Consider the following 19,616-nt stretch of genomic DNA (forward strand, 5'->3'; position numbering starts at 1 on the left):
GAGCGCGGTGGACGTGCCACGGACGGGCGGACTCTGCACGGCGACTCCTCATGGGTCGTCGACCGCCGGGTGGACGGTCACGGTGCCGGGGCGGTGCTCGAACGGTGAACCCGAGGAGTTCCGCCGCTTCCTGCGGCAGCGAGGGAACCGGAATCCTCATGCGGCGGCGGCCGCGCCCGCGGTCGCCGTCGACGCCGTTCATCCTACCGGGGGCCGACCCGGCCGGACCGGAGCCGGAGGCGCGTGCCGCGCCGACTCGTCGCTCAACTTACTTTCAATCCGGGCCAGTTGGGCGAGATCCCAGGGACCCGCCCAGGTGGCCGGAACTGCTCACCCTGGGCGGTCCGGCCGCACCGGCCGGGCGAGCAGCACCGCGACGTCGTCCTGGGAACCGGCCGGCAGCAGGTGCCCGAGGATGCAGTCGCAGATCTCCGGCAGCGGGTCCTCCAGGTGCCGCAGCGACCGGGCGAGCTGCCGCATGCCCTCGTCGATGTCCCGGTCCCGGGCCTCGATGAGCCCGTCGGTGTACATCACCAGCAGACTCCTCTCGGGCAGCGCCACCCGCTCGGTGCGGAAGTCCTGTCCCCCGGTGCCCAGCGGCGTGCCGGAGGGGCCGTCGAGGAAGGTGATCGTGCCCTCGGTGTCGGCGACGGCCGGCGGCGGGTGGCCGGCGCGGGCGATCAGGCAGCCGCCGGCGGCGGGGTCGTGCACGGCGTAGACGCAGGTCGCCATCTCGTTCTCGCCCAGGTCGGCGACTACGGCGTCCAGGGAGCGCAGCATCTCGGACGGCGGGATGTCGTGGCGGGCCAGCGTCCGCACCGCCGTGCGCAGCTGCCCCATGACGGCCGCCGCGTGGATGCCGTGCCCCATGACGTCCCCGATGACCAGCCCCGTTCTGCCGCCGGGCAGGGCGATGGCGTCGAACCAGTCGCCGCCGACCTCCTGCTCGCTGGCGGGCAGGTAGCGCCCGGTCAGATCCAGCCCGGGGACGCTCGGCAGGGCGCTGTTGGTGAGGCTGCGCTGCAGGGTCAGGGCCGCCTCGCGCTGGCTGGTGTACATCCGGGCGTTGTCGATGTTCAGCGCGGCCCGGCCGACCAACTCGTCGATGAGGACGTTGTCCTGCTCGTCGAACCGCTCCCGGCGGCGGGTGCGGGTGGCCACCACCGCGCCGAGCACCTTGCCCCGGGCCACCAGGGGGACCATGCGCGCCGAGCCGAGGCAGGTCCGCAGGTAGCCGCGCAGCCGCTCCTCCCCCGGGTCGGTGATGAGCGCGGCGATGTCCGGGAGGTAGAGGTTCAGCGGACGGCCCTCGGAGACGACCCGTTCGTACACCGAGGAAGGCGGGATGCGGTACGTGCGGCCGACCGCCAGCTCCTCGTCGGGGGCGTCGGGGTCGGTGAAGGCGGCGGCGATCCGGCGCACCATGCCCTGGGCGGAGGCGGCGGTCTCATCGGGGTTGAGCACTTCCTCCAGCAGCTGTACGTCGGCGGAGTCGGCGAGCTGGGGCACCAGGGCCTGCACCACCTCCTCGGCCGTCTGCCGCAGGTCCAGTGTGGTGCCGATCTTGAGCCCGGCCTCGGCCAGCAGGGCGAACCGCTGCCGCGCCCGTTCGGCGTTCACATGGGCGCGCTGCCCCTCGGTGATGTCGATGAGGGAGGCGATCAGGCCGAGCGGGCGGCCGGAGCCGCCGAGCAGCGGGGCGTAGGAGCAGGACCAGACGCGGTCGTCGCCCGGGGCGGCCGGGGTGCGGCCGATGCGGCGGAAGTCCACCACGGCCTCGCCGCCGGCCAGCACCTCCCGCATCATCGTTTCCAGTTCCTCGGCGTTGACGTCCGGCGCCACCTCGGTGACCCGGCGGCCGATGTGCTCGGCGGCGGAGACGCCGTTCATCCGGGCCAGCGCGTCGTTGACCCGGACGTAGTCCAGCTCGGGGCTGAGCATGGCCAGCCCGATCGGCGACTGGGCGAACAGCCCTTCGAGTGCGGCCAGGGAGTCCCGCATCCGGACGACGGCGGAGGTCTCGGCCGCGATGACCAGGTTGCCGGTGCGGCCCTCCGGGTCCGCGGTGGGGCAGATCCACATCTCCATCTGGACGAAGTGCCCGTCCCGGTGGCGCACCGGGAGGGTGCCGACCACGGCCTCCCCGGACCGGACGCGCTGGGTCAGCTCGTCGGCGAGGCCCCAGTTCCCCTCGGGTACGAGGGTCTGCTTCACCGGGCGGCCGAGGACGTCCTCCGGTGCGTGGCCGAGCAGTTCCTCGGCGGCCAGCGCCCACTGGACGATGTGCCCGTCCGCGTCGTCCCGCCACAGCGCGATCGGCAGCAGTTCACGGAACACACCGGCATACCCGACCCCGGGCCGGGGCGGTTCCGGTGTGTCGCTCGTCGGCTCGTGTGTGTCCACCGCCATGACCATCCTGGGCCATGGGCCGCTTCCCGCCGCCGCTCCGCCGGTGCCGACGGCCGCGTTCCGGTGCGGAAAGCCGCCCACGCACCATCGGTACAGCGTCCGCGGGCGCAGGGTCCTCGGGCGCAGGCTCCTCACGACCAGCGTATCCGAGGGACTGCGGGGAGGAGCGGCGACGATCGCGGGCCCGCCGCGGCCCGGTCCCGGGGCGGTCGCGCGGCGGCATCCGACGAGCGCGGCAGCGCGCCGGGACCTACGGTCGAACCATGGACTTCAACATCACCGACGCGGAGGAGGCGCTCGTCCTCCGCATTCAGGAAAGGCTGTCCGCCGGCGGCAACCCGACGGAGGACGAACTGGCGGCCGATCTGGGCGACGACGCGCGGCGGAACCTCGAGTCCCTGGCGGACAAGGGCTGGGTGTCGCTGATCCAGCCCCCGGAAGGCGGGCCGAACATGGTCAGCGCGCTCTCCCCGATGGCTCAGGCGGCGGTGACCAACCGGCGCGACGTCCAGAAGTGACGCGGGGCCGTCGCCTGCCGCGGAGGCAGGCGACGGCCCCCGCGGGCGTCCGCCGGTGACGGCTCCGGCTCAGGCGACGCTCTCGCCGGTGGGCGCCGCCTTCGTGGTGTCCGCCGGCGCGGGTGTGTCCGCCTGCTCCGCGGCGTCCACCGGCTCCGTCGTGTCCGTCGGCTCCGCGGCGTCCGTCGGCTCCCCGCTCTCCGCACGCTTCCGGCGGGCGGACATCCAGGCGTGCACCAGCACCCCGGCGAACAGGAACAGCACGCCCTGGTAGACCGCCGCGTAGCCGGCACCCGCGACCAGCCACAGCGAGAAGCCGAAGGCGGTGAGCGCCAGCACCACGTCGCGGACGAAGCGGCCGGGGCGGACCCGGTCGCGCTGCCCGGAGATCAGGAAGTACAGCTGGGCGGCGGCGGCCAGCAGGTACGGCACGGTGGCGGTGAACGTGGTGACCAGCACCAGGATCTCGAACACCCGCGCCGTACCGGCCGTGTAGTTGTAGACGGTCAGCAGCGAGGCGAGGACGACCGTGACGAGCACGCCGAAGGTCGGCACGCCGCGCCGCTTGGTGGCGAACCGCTCCGGGAACAGCCCGTCGCGCGCGGCGGCGTACGGGGTCTGGGCGCTGAGCAGCGTCCAGCCGTTGAGCGCGCCCACCATCGAGACGAGGGCGGCGCAGGCGACGACGGTGCCGCCCCAGGTGCCGCCGAACATGGCGTTGACCGCGTCCGTGAAGGGCGCCCCGGAGGAGACCAGCTTCTCGTGGGCCACGGTGCCGAAGACGGCGAGGGTGCCGAGCAGGTAGACCAGCGCCGCACCGAGGGTGCCCAGGACGGTGGCCCGCCCGACGTTGCGCCGCGGGTCGCGGACCTCGCCCGCGCTGACCGCCGCCGACTCGACGCCCAGGTAGCTGAAGAGCAGGATCGCGGCGGACGCCGAGACCGCCCCGAGGGCGCTGCCGTCCGTCCCCTGGAACGGGCCGAGGTTCTCGGGGTCGAAGAAGAAGAGACCGCCGACGGCGACCAGCAGGAGGGGCGCGAACTTCAGGACGGTGGAGACGAGTTGCACCGCGCCCACCCAGCGGGTCCCCGCCAGGTTGGCGAGGGCCGGGAACCACTGGAGCAGCAGCGCCGCGACCGCCATCTTCCAGACCGAGCCCTCCACCGGGAGGAGCACGTCGAGGTAGCCGACGGCCGCCACGGCCAGCGCCGCGTTGCTCACCCAGGTCGTGATCCAGTACGACCAGGCGGCGAGGAAGCCGGCGAAGTCACCGAAGGCCTCGCGCGCGTAGACGTACGGACCGCCGGTCCGCGGGTCCCGCCGCGCCAGCCGGCCGAACACCAGCGCGAGGGCGATGGCGCCGATGGTGAGCACACCGAAGGCGAGCAGGCTGACCGTGCCGTACGGGGCGATGGACGCCGGCAGCAGGAAGATGCCGCCGCCGATGATGTTGCCCATCACCAGCGCGGTGGCGACCGGCAGTCCGAAACGGCTGGCGTGCCGGCTGGCCGGGCCCTGCTGCTGAGCGGAGTCCTGCTGTGTGGAGTCCTGCTGTGTGGAGTCCTGCGCCGGGGCGGTCACCGCCTGCCCGGAGGGGGCCTGGGCCGCGTCCGGGGCCGGAGCCGGCGGCGGAACGGTTCCGGTGTCGTGCATGGGGTGGTGCCTTTCCTGTGCTGCGCGCCCGTGACGGCGGTTCGGTGTGGTGGTGCCGCCGGACGGTGAGCCGGGCGGGCTGCCGGGGCGGGGCCGCTCCCGACGGTCACCCGCCGTCACCGCCCGTCCGCGTCGCGTCCGGGTGCGCAGCGTGCCGCGGCCGGTGGCGCGAAGGCGCACACCAGCCGTGAGTTTTCCGGGGGGACCCCATGGTCGGGCATCGTCCACCCGGCACCAAATCACCGATGATGTTCGCCGACGGAACCCCCTCCACCGAAAATCGGACGGTCCGGGGCAGGTTCGGCCGCGCATTCTTCTCCGGCGAGTGCTCAGGGGGGCTTCGCCGGAGGGGCGCGGTGCGGGCCCACCGGCTCCACGACGCCCCGGCCCCCGGGGCGGCGCCGTGTCCGGCCGCCACCGTGCCGGGCGGCCGGAGGTCGCTCGGCCTGCGCTCAGCCCACGCCCTCGGTGCTCAGCCCATGCGGTGCTCGGCTCACGCGGTGCTCGGCGCTCAGCCCATGCGGTGCTCAGTCCACGCGCCCGGTGCTCAACCCATCCGGCGCTCGGCGCTCAACCCACGCGCTCAGCGGCTCAGCCCACGCGCTCGGCGGGCTCCCCGGGCGACGTCAGCGGCACCTGCGGGCCGTCCGCCTCCTCCAGCCAGCGGCGCAGCACGGCGTGCAGCTGCTCCGCCCCCGCCAGCTCCCGGCCGTCGGCGACCGGCGGGGACAGCTCCACCGGCCAGAACAGGAAGGGCAGGGACTGCGCGCCGCCGAGCCCGCCGTGCGAGCCGATCTGCTCCTCGAACGCGTACACCTCGTCCGTCGCCGGGTCGTACGCCGAGTTGACCATGATGTCGGCCGCGTGCGGGAAGCCCGAGGTGCGCCGTACGGTCTCCGCGGCGCCGGGCCCGAACGGCGCGAGCGGGCTCCCGGGCCCCTCCGCCGCCGGCTCGCCCGGCCCGTCCGCGCCGGACACCGCCCCGTCCGGCCGTCGCGAGCCCGTTCCGCCGCCCCGCTCGCCCGGGCCCCGTTCTCCCCGGCCCCGCTCGCCGGTGCCCCGTCCTCCGCCGCCCGGCTCCCCCGGCACCGGCCGGTGTCCGCCGTCCGGGCCCGAGGGCCCCCGCTGTCCGCCGTCCGGCTTCGCCGCCCCGAGCCGGTGCTCGGCGCCGCCCGCGCCCAGGACCACCGGGCCGTGCCGCTCGCTGCGGACGAGCAGGAAGCCGATGCCGGGGTGTTCCGCCAGGGTGCGCAGCAGGGCCGGGTGGCGGCGGTCGATCTCCTCGCGGCTGACCCGGCCGGGCAGGCCGGGGAAGCTGATCAGCCCGAGGTTGCCGGAGCCGAGCACCAGCGGTTCGGTGGCCCGGGCCCGGCGGTGCCGCTGGTCCCCGTTCGCCTTCTCCGGGCGGTGCAGGGCGGCGCGGGCCGCCGCCCGCGCCTCGGCTCCGCTCGGCGAGCGGCCCGCCCGGCGCGGCACCGGCAGCCCGCAGCCGGCCCGGACGAGGTCCTGGAGCGTCAGCCCGTAGGCGTCCTCGAAGGTCGGGCCGAAGCTCTGCCCGTGGTCGGAGAGCAGCACGATCCGGTAGGGCCGCGGCGCGTGCTGGACGGCCTGGGCGATCAGCCGGATGCTCCGGTCCAGCCGGGCCAGGACCTGTTCCGCGTCCCGGCTGCGCGGGCCCGAGTGGTGGGCGACCTCGTCGTATCCGACCAGGTCGGCGTAGACGGCCGTCCGGCCCACCAGCAGGTCCCCGATGACCGAGGCCACCACCACGTCCCGCTCCACCACGGTCGCGAAGGCGCGGATGAACGGGTACAGCCCGCCCCGCTTGACGCGCGGCCACTCGCGCCGCAGCCGGGCCCGCGCCGACTGCGCGATCTCCCGGCCGACCTCGGCGAGGTAGGACCACGCGGTACGGGTGGCGTTGGCGGGGTCGGAGAAGTACGCGAAGTACCCGGCGCGGGAGCGGTTCTCCTTGCCGCGCCGGGCGGTCACCGACAGGACGAGCGCCAACTGGTCCGCGCCGCCGCTGAACAGATTGCCCCGGCTGGCGCCGTCGGCGGTGAGCAGACCGCCCCGCCCGGTGCGCAGCACCGCCCGGCGCTGGAGTTCGGCGACGCTGGTGGGCCGGCCGCACACCATGACCTCGCCGGTCTCCTTCTCGTACCAGCGGAACGCGGGCACGTCGTGGTTGGAGCCGTGCAGGATGCCGAGCTGGCTGGCGCCCGTCTGGCTGGACCAGTCGGTGCGCCACGGGGTGAGCCGGTACCGCCCGTCGGCGCACCAGCGGGCCAGGGTCGCCATGACCGGTGGCCGCGGCGGCCCGCCGGCCGTTCCGGGACGCTCCCGCAGCGCGTCGGCCAGCACGTCGTGCCCCACCCCGTCGAGCTGGAGGAACACGGTGCCCGGCGCCGTCGTCCCGGTACGGCCGCGGGCGTCGCCCCGGCGCCGCCGGTGGGCGAGCCGGTACAGCCGCCGCCGGTAGGCGTCGTCGTCGCGCACCGCGAGCGCGGTGCTGGTGGCGGAGGCGACGGCGGACATGACGGCGGCGACCACGACCGCCGTCTCCGGGGCGACCGCGCCCCGCTGGTCCGGCACCAGGCGCAGGGCGACCAGCAGCAGCGAGCCGTTGAGGAAGAACACCAGCAGCCCGAGCACGAACGCGGGCACCAGCAGGAGGGCCCGTACGACCACCGGCCAGACCAGGGCGCTGAGCAGGCCGAACGCTCCGGCGCCGAGAGCGGCGGTGACCGCTATGCGAGTGGCGCTGTCACCGGCCGGGGACTGCAGGCGGAAGTCGGGGAGGAGGGCGGCGAGGACGAGCAGCGTCAGTGTGCTCGCGGCCCAGACGACCAGCATCCGCAGGACCGCGCCCCCGACCGCCCGCCATCTGCCGTCCACCACCACGCTCCTGCCTGCCGCCTCCCGTCCGGACTCCGCCGGGACCGCGGAGCCGGGTTCCGGTCACCGGTCATCGGTCACCTGGCGCCGGTCACCTGGCCCCGGAACCGGTCACCCGGCACCTGTGCGGCTTCCCCGGAAGGCTTCGTGCACCCGCCCCGTCCCGGGCATGCGGGTGCGTTCCCCAGCGTGGCACAGGAACCGCGGTACGGGCCCCGGCCTGCCGCGCTTCGTGCCGGTGTGCGGATGCGGTCCGGACGCGGGCGGCGATGGCTCGGGGCTTCGGGGGCCGGCGCCCCTTGCCCAGGGGGCGGTGGTGCCGCGGTGCAGGCGTTTCAAGGAGTTCAGGTGCGGGGGTTCAAGGGGTTCAAGTGATTCGGGAGTTCACCAACAGCGGCCGGCAGGAAGGTCCGCGAGCTGCGGAGCCGAGAGGTGCAGGACCTCGTAGCGATCGCCGGGCCGGTCCTCGGGCGGTGTCCGCTCCCACAGGGTGAAGTGCACCGACTCCCAGTGGTGGGGGTCGACGGCCAGCGCCGAACTGTGCACGCCCGGCAGCGCGGCCGTGGCCCGGACGGCTTCGAGCGCCCGGCCCACCGCCGCCTCGGGCTCGATGTCCGCCGGGAGGACGGACGTGTGACGGGTCGCGGCGCGCGGGACCGCCCGCCGGGCCGGGCCGGGCTCGAAGGCCGCTCCGGTCCAGTGCCGGACCGGCGGGCGGCCGAAGTCGGCGACGATGCCCTGGAAACCGCCCCCGCCCCAGAGGAAGTCGTTCATTCCGGCGAGGGTGTGCCAGAGGTAGAACGGCGCGTACTGGTTCACCGCCGAGCCCGCGCTACCGCGTTCCCGGATGAGGTACGCCTTCAGACCGAGCCCGGCCCGGTCGTCCAGGGCGGAGCCGCGGGTGGCGACCCGGTGCCGGATGATCCCCATGTCGTAGTCGGCGGGCAGGGTGATGTCGTACTGCATGGCGTACACGGGCGACGGTCTCCTGTCGTGGCATTCCTGAGAGGTCGCGAGCCTGAGAGATCGCGGGCCTGAAAGATCGCGGGCATCAGCGGTCGCGGGCCTGAGAGGTCCGCGGGCATCAGCGGGCGCGGGCATCAGCGGGCGGCGCGCCTCGGCGAGGCGCTGACCGGCCCGGCCGGCTGCCGTGCGTCCCCCCTCGCACCGCGCCTGCGCCCGCTCGTCGGTCAGGCGCGGGTCCGGGCGGTGAGCAGGTCGAGGGCGCCGTTCACGGCCCGGTGGAACGGTTCGGCGGAGCCCGCGGCGCGCGCCAGGACGTAGCCGCCCTGGACCACGGCGGCCAGCGCGGCGGCGGTGTCCACCGGGTCGAGGTCCGGGGCCAGTTCGCCGCGCTCCTTCCCCTCCGCCAGCACCTCGGCGAGCCGGCGCCGCAGCCAGTCGAACGTCTCGTCCAGCGGTTCCCGCAGCCCGGGTTCGGCGATCACAACGGGGTCCTGGGCGAGCCGGCCCACCCGGCAGCCGCCCAGCACGTCGCGCTCCTGCCGGAGGTAAGCGGTGATCCGCTCGACTGCCGTGCCGGGAGCGGACAGTTGCTCGTCCACCCGGGCGCGGATCTCCTCGGCGTTGCGGCGGATCGCGGCGAGCGCGAGATCGGGCTTGCCGCGGAAGTGGTGGTACATGCTCCCCTGGCCGGCCTCGGCACGCTGCTGGATGGCCTTGGGGCTGGTGCCGACGTAACCGCGCTCCCGGAGCAGTTCCTGTGTGCTGCGGATCAGCCGTTCCCTGGTGTCCATGCAGCAAGTGTACCGACTGGTATGTACAGCGTCGGGGCCGCACATTGCTGCCCGGTCCGCCGCAGGGCGTGCAGCCGGCCGGGGACGGGGAAGAAGCGAGCGAGGATGGTAGGGACCGGAGCAGCGGGGACGGCCGGTGGACCGGCCGTGGGCCCGGCGGCGCGGGGCGGAGCGGCAGGAGGTGGCGCGTGCCGGTGGAGATCACCTGGTGGGGCCATGCCACCGCCACCGTGGCGGACTCCGGTCTGCGGTTCCTCACCGATCCCGTGTTCGTACCGCGGCTGGCCCATCTCCGGCGGCGCCGGGGCGCGCTGCCGCCGCCGGAGGCCGCCGTGGCGGACGCGGTCCTCGTCTCCCATCTGCACGCCGACCATCTGCACCTGCCCTCGCTGGCCCGGCTGCGGCCGGGCACCCGGCTACTCGTGCCGCGGGGTGCCCAGCGGGCCCTGCCCGGACTGCGGCGGCTGGCCGAGGGCGGGCTGCGGGTCACCGAGGTCGAGCCGGGGGACGAGCTGGCCGTGGGCGGGGCCGTGGTCCGGGCGGTCCGGGCGGCGCACGACGGCCGGCGGCTGCCGTACGGCCCGCACCGGTCGCCCGCGCTGGGCTATGTGATCAGCGGGGAGGCGCGCACGTACTTCGCCGGGGACACCGGGCTGTTCGAGGAGATGGCCGACGAGGTGGGGCCGTGCGACGTGGCGCTGCTGCCGGTCGGCGGCTGGGGCCCGTTCCTCGGGCCCGGGCACCTGAACGCCCGCCGGGCGGCCGAGGCCCTCGTCCGGCTGGCGCCGCGCAGCGCGGTGCCGGTGCACTACGGCACGTACTGGCCGATCGGGCTGGACGCGGTCCGCCCGCACGAATTCCACGCGCCGGGCGAGGAGTTCGTCCGGCATGCGGCCCGGCTCGCCCCCGGGGTGGCGGTGCACCGGCCAGCCCACGGGGAGCGCGTACGGCCGGAGACCGCGCGGTGATCCGGGAGTTGCTGGGCACGGTGCCCCCGGAGACCACCCAGCAGGCCGTCGGTTATCCGACGCTGTTCCTGCTGATCGTGCTCGGTTCCCTGGTGCCGGTGGTGCCGACGGGGGCCCTGGTGAGTTCCGCGGCGGTGGTGGCGTTCCACCGGACGGCCCCGCTCTCCCTGCTGCTGGTGTTCGCGGTGGCGGCGTCCGCGGCGTTCCTGGGGGACCTCGGCCTGTACTGGCTGGGGCGGCGCGGAGCGGAGTCCCGCAACGTCGCGCGCCGGCTGGAACGGCTGCGCCACCGGGCCGCTCCCGACCGGCTGGAGACGGCACAGCGGAAGCTGGACGCGCACGGGGTCACGGTGCTGGTCCTCTCCCGGCTGGTTCCGGCGGGACGGATTCCGGTGATGCTGGCGTGCCTGCTGGCCGAGAAGCCGATGCGCTGGTTCGCCCGCGGCGACGCGCCGGCCTGTCTGGCCTGGGCTGCGACGTACCAGCTGATCGGCATCCTCGGCGGTGCGCTGTTCGGCGAGCCGTGGCAGGGCGTGGTGGCGGCCGTGGCGCTGACCCTGGCGATCAGCGCGGTGCCCGCGGGGTGGCGGAGGCTCGCCGCCCACCGGTCCGGCCCGGACTGAGCCGCGCGCGGACCGGGCCGGACCGAGCCGGAGCCCGTCGCCGGCTCCTGCGGCCGGCCGGCCGCGTGTCGCCGGCTTTCGGTCCCGTGCATGCCGGACTCCGGTCCGTTACGTGCCGGCCTTTCGGTCCCGTGCATGTCGAACTCCGGTCCGTTACGTGCCGGCCTCTCGGTCCCGTGCGTGCCGGCTTTCGGTCCCGTGCGGGCCGGACTCCGGTCCCGTGCGTGCCGGACGGTCCGCGGGCGTCGGACGCCGGTCCGCGCCTGGACCGCCGGCGCGGCGGCATGCGGTCAGGCGTCGGCGCGCTGGTCGTCGTCCAGTTCCACCAGGGTGTCGCGGAGCAGGGTCAACGCCCGGTCCACGTGCGGGAGCAGGAGCGGATCCTCGGCGGCGAGGGTCCGCAGCCGCCGGTCGTCCGAGCCGCCCAGCAGCGGACCGGTGGAGAGCCGGGCGCGGAGCGCGTCGGGGCCGTCCCCGAAGCGGTGTCCGCCCGGCACGGGCTCGCCCAGCCGTTCGCTGAGGTGGTTCTCCAGGTCGACCGAGTCGCTGATGCCGCGGGCCTCCAGGGCATGGCGCAGCGGGTCGAGGTCCACATACACATGGCTGCCGGCCTGGGGCGGACGGCACAGGGCCCCGGCCGCGGTGACCGTGCGGTGGACCGCGGCGGCGAGGGTGCCGTGCAGCCGGGCCGCGGACGCGGTCCGGGCGGCGACCGGCTGGGGTTCGGTGAGGGCGTGCGCCACGGCCGCGGCCACGGGTCCGGCGAGCACCGTCCGCAGCCCGGCCATGATGTCGAGGGTGGCGGCGTGCAGTTCGCCGCCGCGCCAGGTGTTGGGGAAGCGGACGACGGCGGCGGGCCAGCCCGGGGGGACGAGGGCCGCGCCGAGGTCGGTGAGGACGACGACGTCGTTCGGATGCATCTCCGCGGGGCTGAACAGCACGGTGCCCGGGTCGTGCAGGGTGTCGCGGTAGGTCTCGTCGCTGACGATCAGCAGGCCCTCGCCGAGCGCCGCCTCGCAGACCTCGTGCAGCAGCTCGGGCGGGGGCACGGTGCCGCACGGGTCGTCGGCCACGGACAGCAGCAGGACCCGGGGATCGCCGCCCTCCGCCCGCACCCGCCGTACGGTTTCGAGCAGCGCGAACGGGTCGGGGACGCCGCCGCATTCGGCGGGTGTGGGCGCGTGGTACGCGGGGCGGCCCAGCAGCACCGCCGGGGCGGCGTACCAGGCCGCGCAGGGGCGGGTGAGGAGCACGTCCCCGCCGATCGCGGCGAGCAGGGCGAGCAGCAGCGGCTGGGCCCCCGGTCCGGCGGCGACGTGGTAGGTGTCGGTCTCCAGGCCCCGCCGCGACCAGTAGCCGCACGCCGCCTCCAGCAGGTCCCGGCTGCCGCCCACCGGTTCCGGACCCGCGCCCGTGGCACACCGGAAGAGCCGCTCGGCGAGCTCGGGGAGGACCGGCAGGCCCGGGGCGGGTGCCGGCGGCCCGAACGAGGCGGGGCCGCGGCCTTCCGATGCGGTCGGCTGCATCCGTACCTCCCGACGTGGGTCGTTCCGGCGCCTGACGGACCCCCGGGTGGCACCGGAGGCCGGGTACCCACACCTGCGCAGATCACCCGGGGACGGCCGAGGGGACGACACGGTCGGGACGAGGTCGGTCGCGGACGGGGCCGCCCGAGGCCTGCCGGTCGTGCGCCGTCGGCGCGCCACGGCTCGTGGGCCGGGCTCGCGGGTCGCGTGCTCGTGGGGTTGTGCTCGTGGGCGCTGCTCTTGGGCACTGCTCTTGGGCGCTGCTCTTGGGCGCTGCTCTTGGTCAGTTGCGCGACTCGGCCATCACCTGGTCGCAGAGGGCGGTGCAGGTGCGGCTGATCAGCCGCGACACATGCATCTGGGAGATACCGAGCTGTTCGGCGATCCGGCTCTGGGTCATGTCGCAGAAGAACCGCATGTACAGGATCTGCCGCTCCCGCTCCGGGAGCTTGCTGAGCTTGGGCTTCAGGGCCTCCCGGTCGACGATCAGGTCGTAACCCGGCTCCTGGTCACCGAGGGTGTCGACCAGCGCGTAGCCGTCCTCGGAGCCGGGGAGCTCGGCGTCCAGGGAGAGCGGTGTGTAACTCTCCAGGGCCTCCATCCCGAGCTTCACCTCCTGCTCGGTGAGGCCCGTGTGCTCGGCGATCTCCCGGACATCGGGGCCCCGCCCGTCGAGGGAGTGGGAGAGTTCGCGGTGGGCGGTCCTGACCCGGTTGCGGAGTTCCTGGACCCGACGGGGCACATGGAGGCCCCACATGTGGTCGCGGAAGTGGCGCTTGACCTCGCCGACGACGGTCGGGACGGCGTAACTCTCGAACGCCGTGCCGCGTTCGGGGTCGTACCGCCGGACCGCCTTGACCAGACCGAGCGCCGCGACCTGCTCCAGGTCCTCCAGTGATTCACCGCGATTGCGGAACTGCCGGGCGAGGCGTTCGGCCATGGGAATCCAGGCACGGACGACCTCCTGGCACAGGGCGTCCCGCTCGGGCCCGTCGGGCAGGTGGGCGAGTTCCTCGAACTCGGCGGTGGTGTCGGGGGCGTCGTCGTGAGGGTGCTTCGTGGAAGGGCGCTTGGCCGAAATTTGTGCGGTCGTCATGATGGACAGCTCCCAGGACGGCGGACTGGATCACCGCAGGAGCACGCGCACGACCGAAGGGATACGCGCCACCGGGGCATACACGGCTGCTCCCGCGGGCGTGCCTTCGGTCCGAAGCACGTCTTGCGCCTGCCCGTCGGGCCTCCGGCCAAACCGGCGCCCCCGTCGGTCCCACGGGCACTCTCCACGGTAAGCCCGCCCCGTGCGGCCCCGCATCCGGCACCCGCGGCCGCGCCCGGGGCCGCCCTTCGGGAGCTGCCCTCCGGGCCGCCGTCCGGAGGCAGGGGGTGGTCCGTCGACCCGGGTGCCGTATCCGGACGAACCGCGAAACGAACCGTGGGAGCAGGCAGCACGAGGACGGGCCCCGAGAGACGGGGCGGCGGAGGCCTGCCCCGGTGGGAGTGGGAGCCGAGGGGTGGCCCGGCAGGGGCTCGAGACCAGGATCCAGGAACTCCTGCCGGGCGGTATGAGGTGGGCTTGCTACGGGGAGGCGAGCGGCTGCCCGGAGACAGCGGCCCGCAGGCCACCGCGGTGGGGCTGCGGTGGGGCAGCGCGGGCCGGAAGGCCGGTGGGAGCGGGCGGAGGCACTACTCGGCGCCGCCGCCCCGCTCACCCGCCGCTACCCTGCTAGGCGCCGCCGCCGCGTTCAGCGCCGCTGGTTCCTGCTCGGCACCGCTGCCCCGGTCGGCGTCGCCGTATTCCGGCAAGCCGGTGCCCGCACCGGGGCAGTGCCTCCGGGGCCGGCCCGTCGGTTCCCTCCCCGGGTGCCCCTCCTGGGCCCCGGCCCGCCGCACCGGTCACCGCACCGGGGCAGGGCAGCCAGGTCGAGGAGCCGGGTCAGTGCCGCCGGGCCAGGGCGTGCCAGTAGCCGGCGGCGAATTCCCGGCCCCGCACGTACCGGTTCGCCGCGGGGGCGTGGCCGTGCCGGCCGCGTACGGCCAGGGCCGCCACCAGCACCATGCCGAGCGCCGCGGCGGCGACCGGAACCGGGCGGCGCCGTCCCGTCTCCGCGGCCGCGTGCGCGGCCGTCCGCAGCTGCTCGGGGGTGTCGTGGACGACGTCGGCGGCATACGCGGCGGTGTGCTGCATGTGCTCCTTCATCTCGGCGACCTTGTGCTGCGCCAGGGCCTTCACATCCGCCCGTGCCGCGAGCTCCTCCACCGTGGCGCCCAGCCGCTCGCGGGCCTCGGCCACCTGGCCGCGCAGCTGCTCCGGGGTGTTCGTCATCGGTGCACCCTCTCCTTGATCACTTCGACGTCGGCCTTGAGACCGCGGATCGCCTGCTGCGGTTTGAGCGGTGAGGCGTTGCGGGTCTCCCGCCTCGCCAGCAGGGCGAGCACCGCGGCCACGACGAACAGCGTGCCCGTCACGATCAGAGCGGCGGCCCAGACGGGCAGCGCCAGCGCGATGGCGGCGATGCCGGTGGCCACCATCGCCTGCAGACCGAGGAAGGCGACCAGTCCGGCGCCTCCGTACAGGCCGCCGCCGCGTCCGGCCCGTCTGCCCTTCTGCACCATCTCGGCCTGGGCCAGGCGCAGTTCGCTCCGGACCAGGTCGGACAGCTGTTCCGAGGCCTGTTTGACGAGCTCGCCGACGGGCTGCTGGTCCCCGGGGCGCGCCGCGCCGCGGGCCGCCCGGACCGGCCCGGGCGCCGCGCCGTCCGTTCCGGGGCCGGTGCGGGCATCTCCGGGCCGCGTACGGTCCGTTGCGGTGTCCGGGCGCGGCTGTTCGCCGGTGCCCGTCCGCCCGCCGGTGTGTCCTCTGCGGCCGGTGCGATCGTTACGGTCCTGCACGGTTCCGGTCACCGGGCTGCACCTCCCTTGTGCGACCTGGCCACGGGGGCCCTGGTCAGTCGCCGGGCATGACTGCCGCGTGCCGCCGTCGGCGTCAGGATGAAGTCCTCGTACCGGCCCAGTGCCAGGACGACACCGAGCATGGCTATCGGCATGAATACGGCGAGTACCGCCATGGCCCTGTCCTCTCCTGAGGCCGGGTGCTCCGTCGAACGCGCCGGCCTCCGCTTCGGGTGACCCTCCTCGCCGGAGCCAAACGCGGGGACAGCGGAGGCAGGGTGCACGGGAGCGGTCGGGGCGGGCCGGAAGCACACCGGCCCCGGGCCCGGGGTCCCTGATGTCCCGGGCCCGGGGCCGTGTTTTCCCCACTCACGACCGCTCGGCCGGTCTTCGGGTTGCCGCAATGCCCCACGCCAAACCTCCGCCGCGCGGCCGGGCTGCGGAAGGCTTGATTCCGCAGGCCGACGGCGAGCGGCAAGCCTCCGGCCGGCCCCGTGAACGCGCGCGGGCCAGGCCGGCCGCCCCCGCTCCGGCGCCCCCGCTCCGGCGGCCCCGCTCAGGATCTGCCGTGCGCGTGCGGGGAGTCCCCGTTGCAGTTCCGGCTCCGGGCCCCCTCCCGCGTCCGGCCGGCCGCCACCTGGCGGTCCGGGTGACGTCGCAGGTACTCGCCCTCCAGCTGCGCCATCCGGGTGTTGTGGGCGGCGAGGGCGTCCTGCGAGCCGTACAGCAGGGTCTCGTGACGCGTGCGGTGGATGGTCTCCAGCTCCTTGAGCAGCTGTGGTTCGTCGAGTGCGGACGGGTCGACACCGCCGTCCCGCCGTCCCTGGTCGCCCATGGTGCACTCCCTTTCGTCACCTGCGTGGTCCGCCGGACACGCAGTGCAGCCGTGTTGCTGCCCGGTCACCGGGTACCCGGCCCGCAGGACCGACACAGGTCCGCCCCGAGCAGTACGGAGGTAGCAATGGAGCGAGGAAGCAACCGGCTCAATGTCCACCGCGACGAGGAGATGAAGCACGAACTCCAGGGGCTGCTGCGATCCGGCCACCCGACCAGGGCCGACGAGTGGCACGACCCGGAGCCGGGTGCCGACGACGACCCGCCGGCCGCCGCGCTGGGGGCGGTGCCCCGGCCGGGGACTCCCGCCGGTGAGGAAGCGCTCCGCTTCGAGCTCGGCCGGCACCTCGCCCGCACACCGTTCCCGGCGAAGCGCCGGGAGCTGCTGCGCACGCTGCACGAGCGGCACGCGCCGGACGGGCTCATCGACGTGGTGACCGAGCTGCCGCCGGACGAGACGTTCCACAACGTGCAGGAGATGGTCACGACCCTCGGGCGCGGCATGCCCGCGTAGCGAGGACCGCACCGCGAGACCCGCGGAGCGGGGTGTGACGGCCCGTTCCCGGTGGCGTCCGGCCGCCGGGAACGGGCCGTCGCCCGTGTCCGCCCGCTCACCGCCGGTGCAGGGTGGGGGTACCCACCGGTGTGCGGCGGGGAGACCCACCGGCATACGGCCGGGAGCCCCCCGACGTGCGGCCGTCCGGGATCCGTGCGGCGGCCCGTTCGGCCACGTGACGTACGGCTCCCCCATCGCACGGCCGCCAGCGGGTATGCGGTCGGCATGGATGAACAGTTGAGGCACCGCGTCCGCAGCCTGCTCAGCGCGCGGGACCGGTCCGTCTTCGAGCTGGTGGCGGCCCGCGAGTGGCCGGGCGCCGAGCGGGTGCTGCCCCGGCTGAGCCGGAGCGCCAACCACGGTCTGCTGTGGTTCGGCCTCGCGGCGGGCATGTGGGCGGTCGGCAGCCCCCGGGGGCGGCGCGCCGCGGCGCGGGGCGTGGCGTCCCTCGCGCTGGCCTCGGCGACGGTCAACACCGTGGGCAAGCGCTCGGTGCGCCGGGCGCGGCCGGTGCAGGACTCGGTGCCGCTGATGCGGCAGCTCCGGCGCCAGCCGGTCACCACGTCCTTCCCGTCCGGACACTCCGCCTCCGCGGCGGCCTTCGCCGTCGGAGCGGCGCTCGAATCGCGCCGCTGGGGCGCGGTGCTGGCGCCCGTCGCCGCGTCGGTGGCCTTCTCCCGCGTGTACACCGGCGTCCACTACCCGAGCGATGTGGTGGCGGGCGCGGCGCTGGGGGCGGGCGCGGCGTTCGCGGTGCGCGGACTCGTGCCGTCGCGGACCCAGCTCCCGCCCCCGGCGCGGCCCCGTACGGGTGCGCCGGTGCTCCCCGACGGCGACGGCCTGGTGGTCGTGGTGAACCCGGGCTCCGGCGCCCAGCCCACGGTGACCGACCCGGTGCGCCAGCTGCGGACGGCGCTGCCGAAGGCGGAGGTGGTGCTGTACGAGGAGAGCGCCGGTCCGCTGCCCGCCGTGCTGGAGGAGGCGGCGCGGGACGCCGTGAAGCGCGGCGGCGCGCTGGGCGTGTGCGGGGGCGACGGCACGGTGAACGCCGCGGCGACGGCGGCCCTGCAGCACGACGTGCCGCTGGCGGTCTTCCCCGGCGGGACGTTCAACCACTTCGCCGTGGACCTGGGGGTGGAGACGATCCAGGACGCGTGCGCCGCGGTGGCGGCGGGCAGCGCGGTGAAGGTGGACGTGGGCCGGGTGACCCCCACGGGCGCCGGCGGAGAGCCCCTGCACTTCCTCAACACCTTCAGCCTGGGCTCCTATCCCGAGCTGGTCCGGGTGCGGGAGCGCTGGTCGCCCCGGCTGGGCGGGCCCCTGGCGAGCATGCTCGGAGTGATCCATGTGCTGCGGACGTCGCGGCCCGTGCGGGCCGAGGTGAACGGCCGGCGGCGGTCCATGTGGCTGCTGTTCGCGGGCAACGGCGCCTACCGCAGCGTGGGCGTCGCGCCGGTGCGCCGGTACGACCTGGCGGACGGCCTGCTGGACGTCCGCATCGCCCACGGCGGCCACTTCGCCCGGACCCGGCTGCTCGCGGCGGCCGTGAGCGGTGCGCTGCGCAGTTCCCCGGTGTACGCGGCCATCCGCACCCAGCGGCTGCGGATCTCCGGTGTGGCGCCGGGCACCCATCTGGCGTTCGACGGCGAAGTGGCGCCCGCTCCCCCGGCCTTCACCCTCGACAAGGCGGAGGAGGCCCTGACGGTCTACCGGCCGGACTTCGACTGAGCCGCCGGGCGGTGGACAGCCGCCCGGCGAGGAGAGCCGTCCGGCGAGGAGAGCCGCCGCCGGCGGGGCGGCGCCCGGCCGGGCAATCCGCGGATGACGCCCGCGGGGCGGTGGAGAGCCGTCCGGCGAGGGCCGGGACCGGCCGTCCGGCCACTCGCGTCACCCGCCTCCGGCCACCCTCCCGGCTGCCCGCGCCACCCGCGTCCGGCCGCACCCCCAGTCGGCGGCGTCACCCTCCTCACCCGGCCCGCCCTACCTCCCGACCATATATTGATACGCCCTTCTCGCCATGCGGAACGCGGCTCTAGGCTGCCCGTGACGCGCCCGACCCGCCGTCGAGAGGGGACCGCCATGTCCGAGAAGGCCGCCGTCTACACCCATGGACACCACGAGTCCGTGCTGCGCTCGCACCGTTGGCGCACCGCCGCCAACTCGGCCGCGTACCTCCTGGGCGAGCTGCGGCCGGGCCTGTCCGTTCTCGATGTGGGCTGCGGGCCGGGCACCATCACCGCGGACCTGGCCGGACTGGTGGCCCCCGGCTCGGTGACCGCGGTCGACGCGGCCCCGGACGTCCTCGGCCGGGCACGCGCGGCCGTCGCCGAACGCGGCCTGACGAACGTCGAGTTCACGGTCGCCGATGTGCACGCCCTGGGCTTCCCCGACGACTCCTTCGACGTGGTCCACGCCCACCAGGTGCTCCAGCATGTCGGCGATCCCGTGCAGGCCCTCCGGGAGATGCGCCGGGTGTGCCGCCCCGGGGGCGTCGTGGCCGTCCGCGACTCCGACTACGCGACGATGACGTGGCACCCCGCCGTTCCGGGCATGGACGACTGGCTGGAGCTGTACCGGCGGGTGGCGCGCGCCAACGGCGGGGAGCCGGACGCCGGACGGGTCCTGCTCTCCTGGGCCCGCCGGGCCGGCTTCACCGAGGTCACGGCCACCGCCTCCGCCTGGTGCTTCGCCACACCGGAGGAACGCGCCTGGTGGAGCGGCCTCTGGGCGGACCGGACGACCGCGTCGGACTACGCCCGGCGCGCGGTGGACGGCGGGCACGCCACCGAGGCGGAGCTGCACCGGATCGCCGCCGCGTGGCGGCAGTGGGGGCAGGCCGGGGACGGCTGGTTCGCCCTGCTCCACGGCGAACTGCTGTGCCGGGTGCCGGAGGTGCGGTGACCTGCGACGCAACACTTCCTTGCGGGTGGATGCGAGCCGCGAAGCCACCGCCGCATCCCGCCGAACCGCCGAACCTCCACGGGA

17 protein-coding genes are annotated in these 19,616 nt (G+C 75.3%); 6 read left to right on the forward strand and 11 right to left on the reverse strand.

Going from position 1 to position 19,616, the window contains the following annotated elements; all coding sequences use genetic code 11:
* Positions 1–330 precede the first annotated feature (330 nt).
* Positions 331–2,409: a SpoIIE family protein phosphatase gene (locus AC3EQ1_RS08265; RefSeq protein ID WP_432093633.1), complete on the reverse strand. Its 2,079-nt coding sequence runs from the start codon at positions 2,407–2,409 to the stop codon at positions 331–333.
* Positions 2,410–2,672: 263 nt separating this feature from the next.
* Between AC3EQ1_RS08265 and AC3EQ1_RS08270 the strand changes: the two genes are divergently transcribed.
* Positions 2,673–2,927, forward strand: a complete 255-nt coding sequence (locus AC3EQ1_RS08270; RefSeq protein WP_351505620.1) for a hypothetical protein — start codon at positions 2,673–2,675, stop codon at positions 2,925–2,927.
* Between the two features lie 69 nt (positions 2,928–2,996).
* On the opposite strand, the gene AC3EQ1_RS08275 is transcribed toward AC3EQ1_RS08270, so the two are convergent.
* The 4 genes from AC3EQ1_RS08275 to AC3EQ1_RS08290 all read right to left on the reverse strand — a co-directional run bounded on the left by AC3EQ1_RS08275 (position 2,997) and on the right by AC3EQ1_RS08290 (position 9,235).
* On the reverse strand, positions 2,997–4,580 hold the full coding sequence (locus tag AC3EQ1_RS08275; protein WP_432093634.1) for an amino acid permease: 1,584 nt from the start codon (positions 4,578–4,580) through the stop codon (positions 2,997–2,999).
* A gap of 591 nt (positions 4,581–5,171) precedes the next feature.
* Positions 5,172–7,436: a phage holin family protein gene (locus AC3EQ1_RS08280; RefSeq protein ID WP_432093665.1), complete on the reverse strand. Its 2,265-nt coding sequence runs from the start codon at positions 7,434–7,436 to the stop codon at positions 5,172–5,174.
* Positions 7,437–7,862: 426 nt separating this feature from the next.
* Positions 7,863–8,453, reverse strand: coding sequence for a DUF4865 family protein (locus AC3EQ1_RS08285; protein WP_432093635.1), 591 nt, complete (start codon positions 8,451–8,453; stop codon positions 7,863–7,865).
* Positions 8,454–8,668: 215 nt separating this feature from the next.
* On the reverse strand, positions 8,669–9,235 hold the full coding sequence (locus AC3EQ1_RS08290) for a TetR/AcrR family transcriptional regulator (protein WP_432093636.1): 567 nt from the start codon (positions 9,233–9,235) through the stop codon (positions 8,669–8,671).
* 188 nt (positions 9,236–9,423) lie between these two features.
* On the opposite strand from AC3EQ1_RS08290, the gene AC3EQ1_RS08295 reads away from it, so the two are divergent.
* Positions 9,424–10,203, forward strand: a complete 780-nt coding sequence (locus AC3EQ1_RS08295) for an MBL fold metallo-hydrolase (RefSeq protein WP_432093637.1) — start codon at positions 9,424–9,426, stop codon at positions 10,201–10,203.
* On the forward strand, positions 10,200–10,826 hold the full coding sequence (locus AC3EQ1_RS08300; RefSeq protein ID WP_432093638.1) for a DedA family protein: 627 nt from the start codon (positions 10,200–10,202) through the stop codon (positions 10,824–10,826). The genes AC3EQ1_RS08295 and AC3EQ1_RS08300 overlap by 4 nt, the downstream gene beginning before the upstream one ends.
* Before the next feature lie 290 nt (positions 10,827–11,116).
* Here AC3EQ1_RS08300 and AC3EQ1_RS08305 read toward each other — a convergent pair whose 3' ends face one another.
* From AC3EQ1_RS08305 to AC3EQ1_RS08330, 6 genes are all read right to left on the reverse strand, one after another.
* A complete protein-coding gene (locus tag AC3EQ1_RS08305) occupies positions 11,117–12,352 on the reverse strand; it encodes an aminotransferase class I/II-fold pyridoxal phosphate-dependent enzyme (RefSeq protein WP_432093639.1) in 1,236 nt (411 codons plus the stop codon).
* A gap of 283 nt (positions 12,353–12,635) precedes the next feature.
* Positions 12,636–13,448, reverse strand: a complete 813-nt coding sequence (locus AC3EQ1_RS08310; RefSeq protein WP_432093640.1) for an RNA polymerase sigma factor SigF — start codon at positions 13,446–13,448, stop codon at positions 12,636–12,638.
* An 837-nt stretch (positions 13,449–14,285) separates the two neighbouring features.
* Positions 14,286–14,675, reverse strand: coding sequence for a DUF3618 domain-containing protein (locus AC3EQ1_RS08315; RefSeq protein ID WP_432093641.1), 390 nt, complete (start codon positions 14,673–14,675; stop codon positions 14,286–14,288).
* A complete protein-coding gene (locus AC3EQ1_RS08320; protein ID WP_432093642.1) occupies positions 14,672–15,253 on the reverse strand; it encodes a phage holin family protein in 582 nt (193 codons plus the stop codon). Before AC3EQ1_RS08320 ends, AC3EQ1_RS08315 begins: the two co-directional genes overlap by 4 nt.
* A complete protein-coding gene (locus AC3EQ1_RS08325) occupies positions 15,250–15,417 on the reverse strand; it encodes a hypothetical protein (RefSeq protein ID WP_351505636.1) in 168 nt (55 codons plus the stop codon). The genes AC3EQ1_RS08320 and AC3EQ1_RS08325 overlap by 4 nt, the downstream gene beginning before the upstream one ends.
* A gap of 380 nt (positions 15,418–15,797) precedes the next feature.
* Complete coding sequence (locus AC3EQ1_RS08330; RefSeq protein ID WP_432093643.1) at positions 15,798–16,076, reverse strand: DUF6158 family protein; 279 nt, start codon at positions 16,074–16,076, stop codon at positions 15,798–15,800.
* Between the two features lie 126 nt (positions 16,077–16,202).
* Here AC3EQ1_RS08330 and AC3EQ1_RS08335 point away from each other — a divergent pair, with 126 nt between their 5' ends.
* From AC3EQ1_RS08335 to AC3EQ1_RS08345, 3 genes are all read left to right on the forward strand, one after another.
* Entirely contained in the window at positions 16,203–16,589 is a 387-nt protein-coding gene (locus AC3EQ1_RS08335) for a DUF2795 domain-containing protein (protein ID WP_432093644.1), read from the forward strand.
* A 267-nt stretch (positions 16,590–16,856) separates the two neighbouring features.
* Positions 16,857–18,359, forward strand: a complete 1,503-nt coding sequence (locus tag AC3EQ1_RS08340) for a bifunctional phosphatase PAP2/diacylglycerol kinase family protein (protein WP_432093645.1) — start codon at positions 16,857–16,859, stop codon at positions 18,357–18,359.
* Positions 18,360–18,710: 351 nt separating this feature from the next.
* Positions 18,711–19,532 carry a methyltransferase domain-containing protein gene (locus tag AC3EQ1_RS08345; protein WP_432093646.1) on the forward strand — a complete coding sequence of 274 codons (822 nt, stop codon included), beginning with the start codon at positions 18,711–18,713 and terminating at the stop codon, positions 19,530–19,532.
* Positions 19,533–19,616 lie beyond the last annotated feature (84 nt).

Source organism: Streptomyces sp. bgisy100 (genome assembly GCF_057709105.1).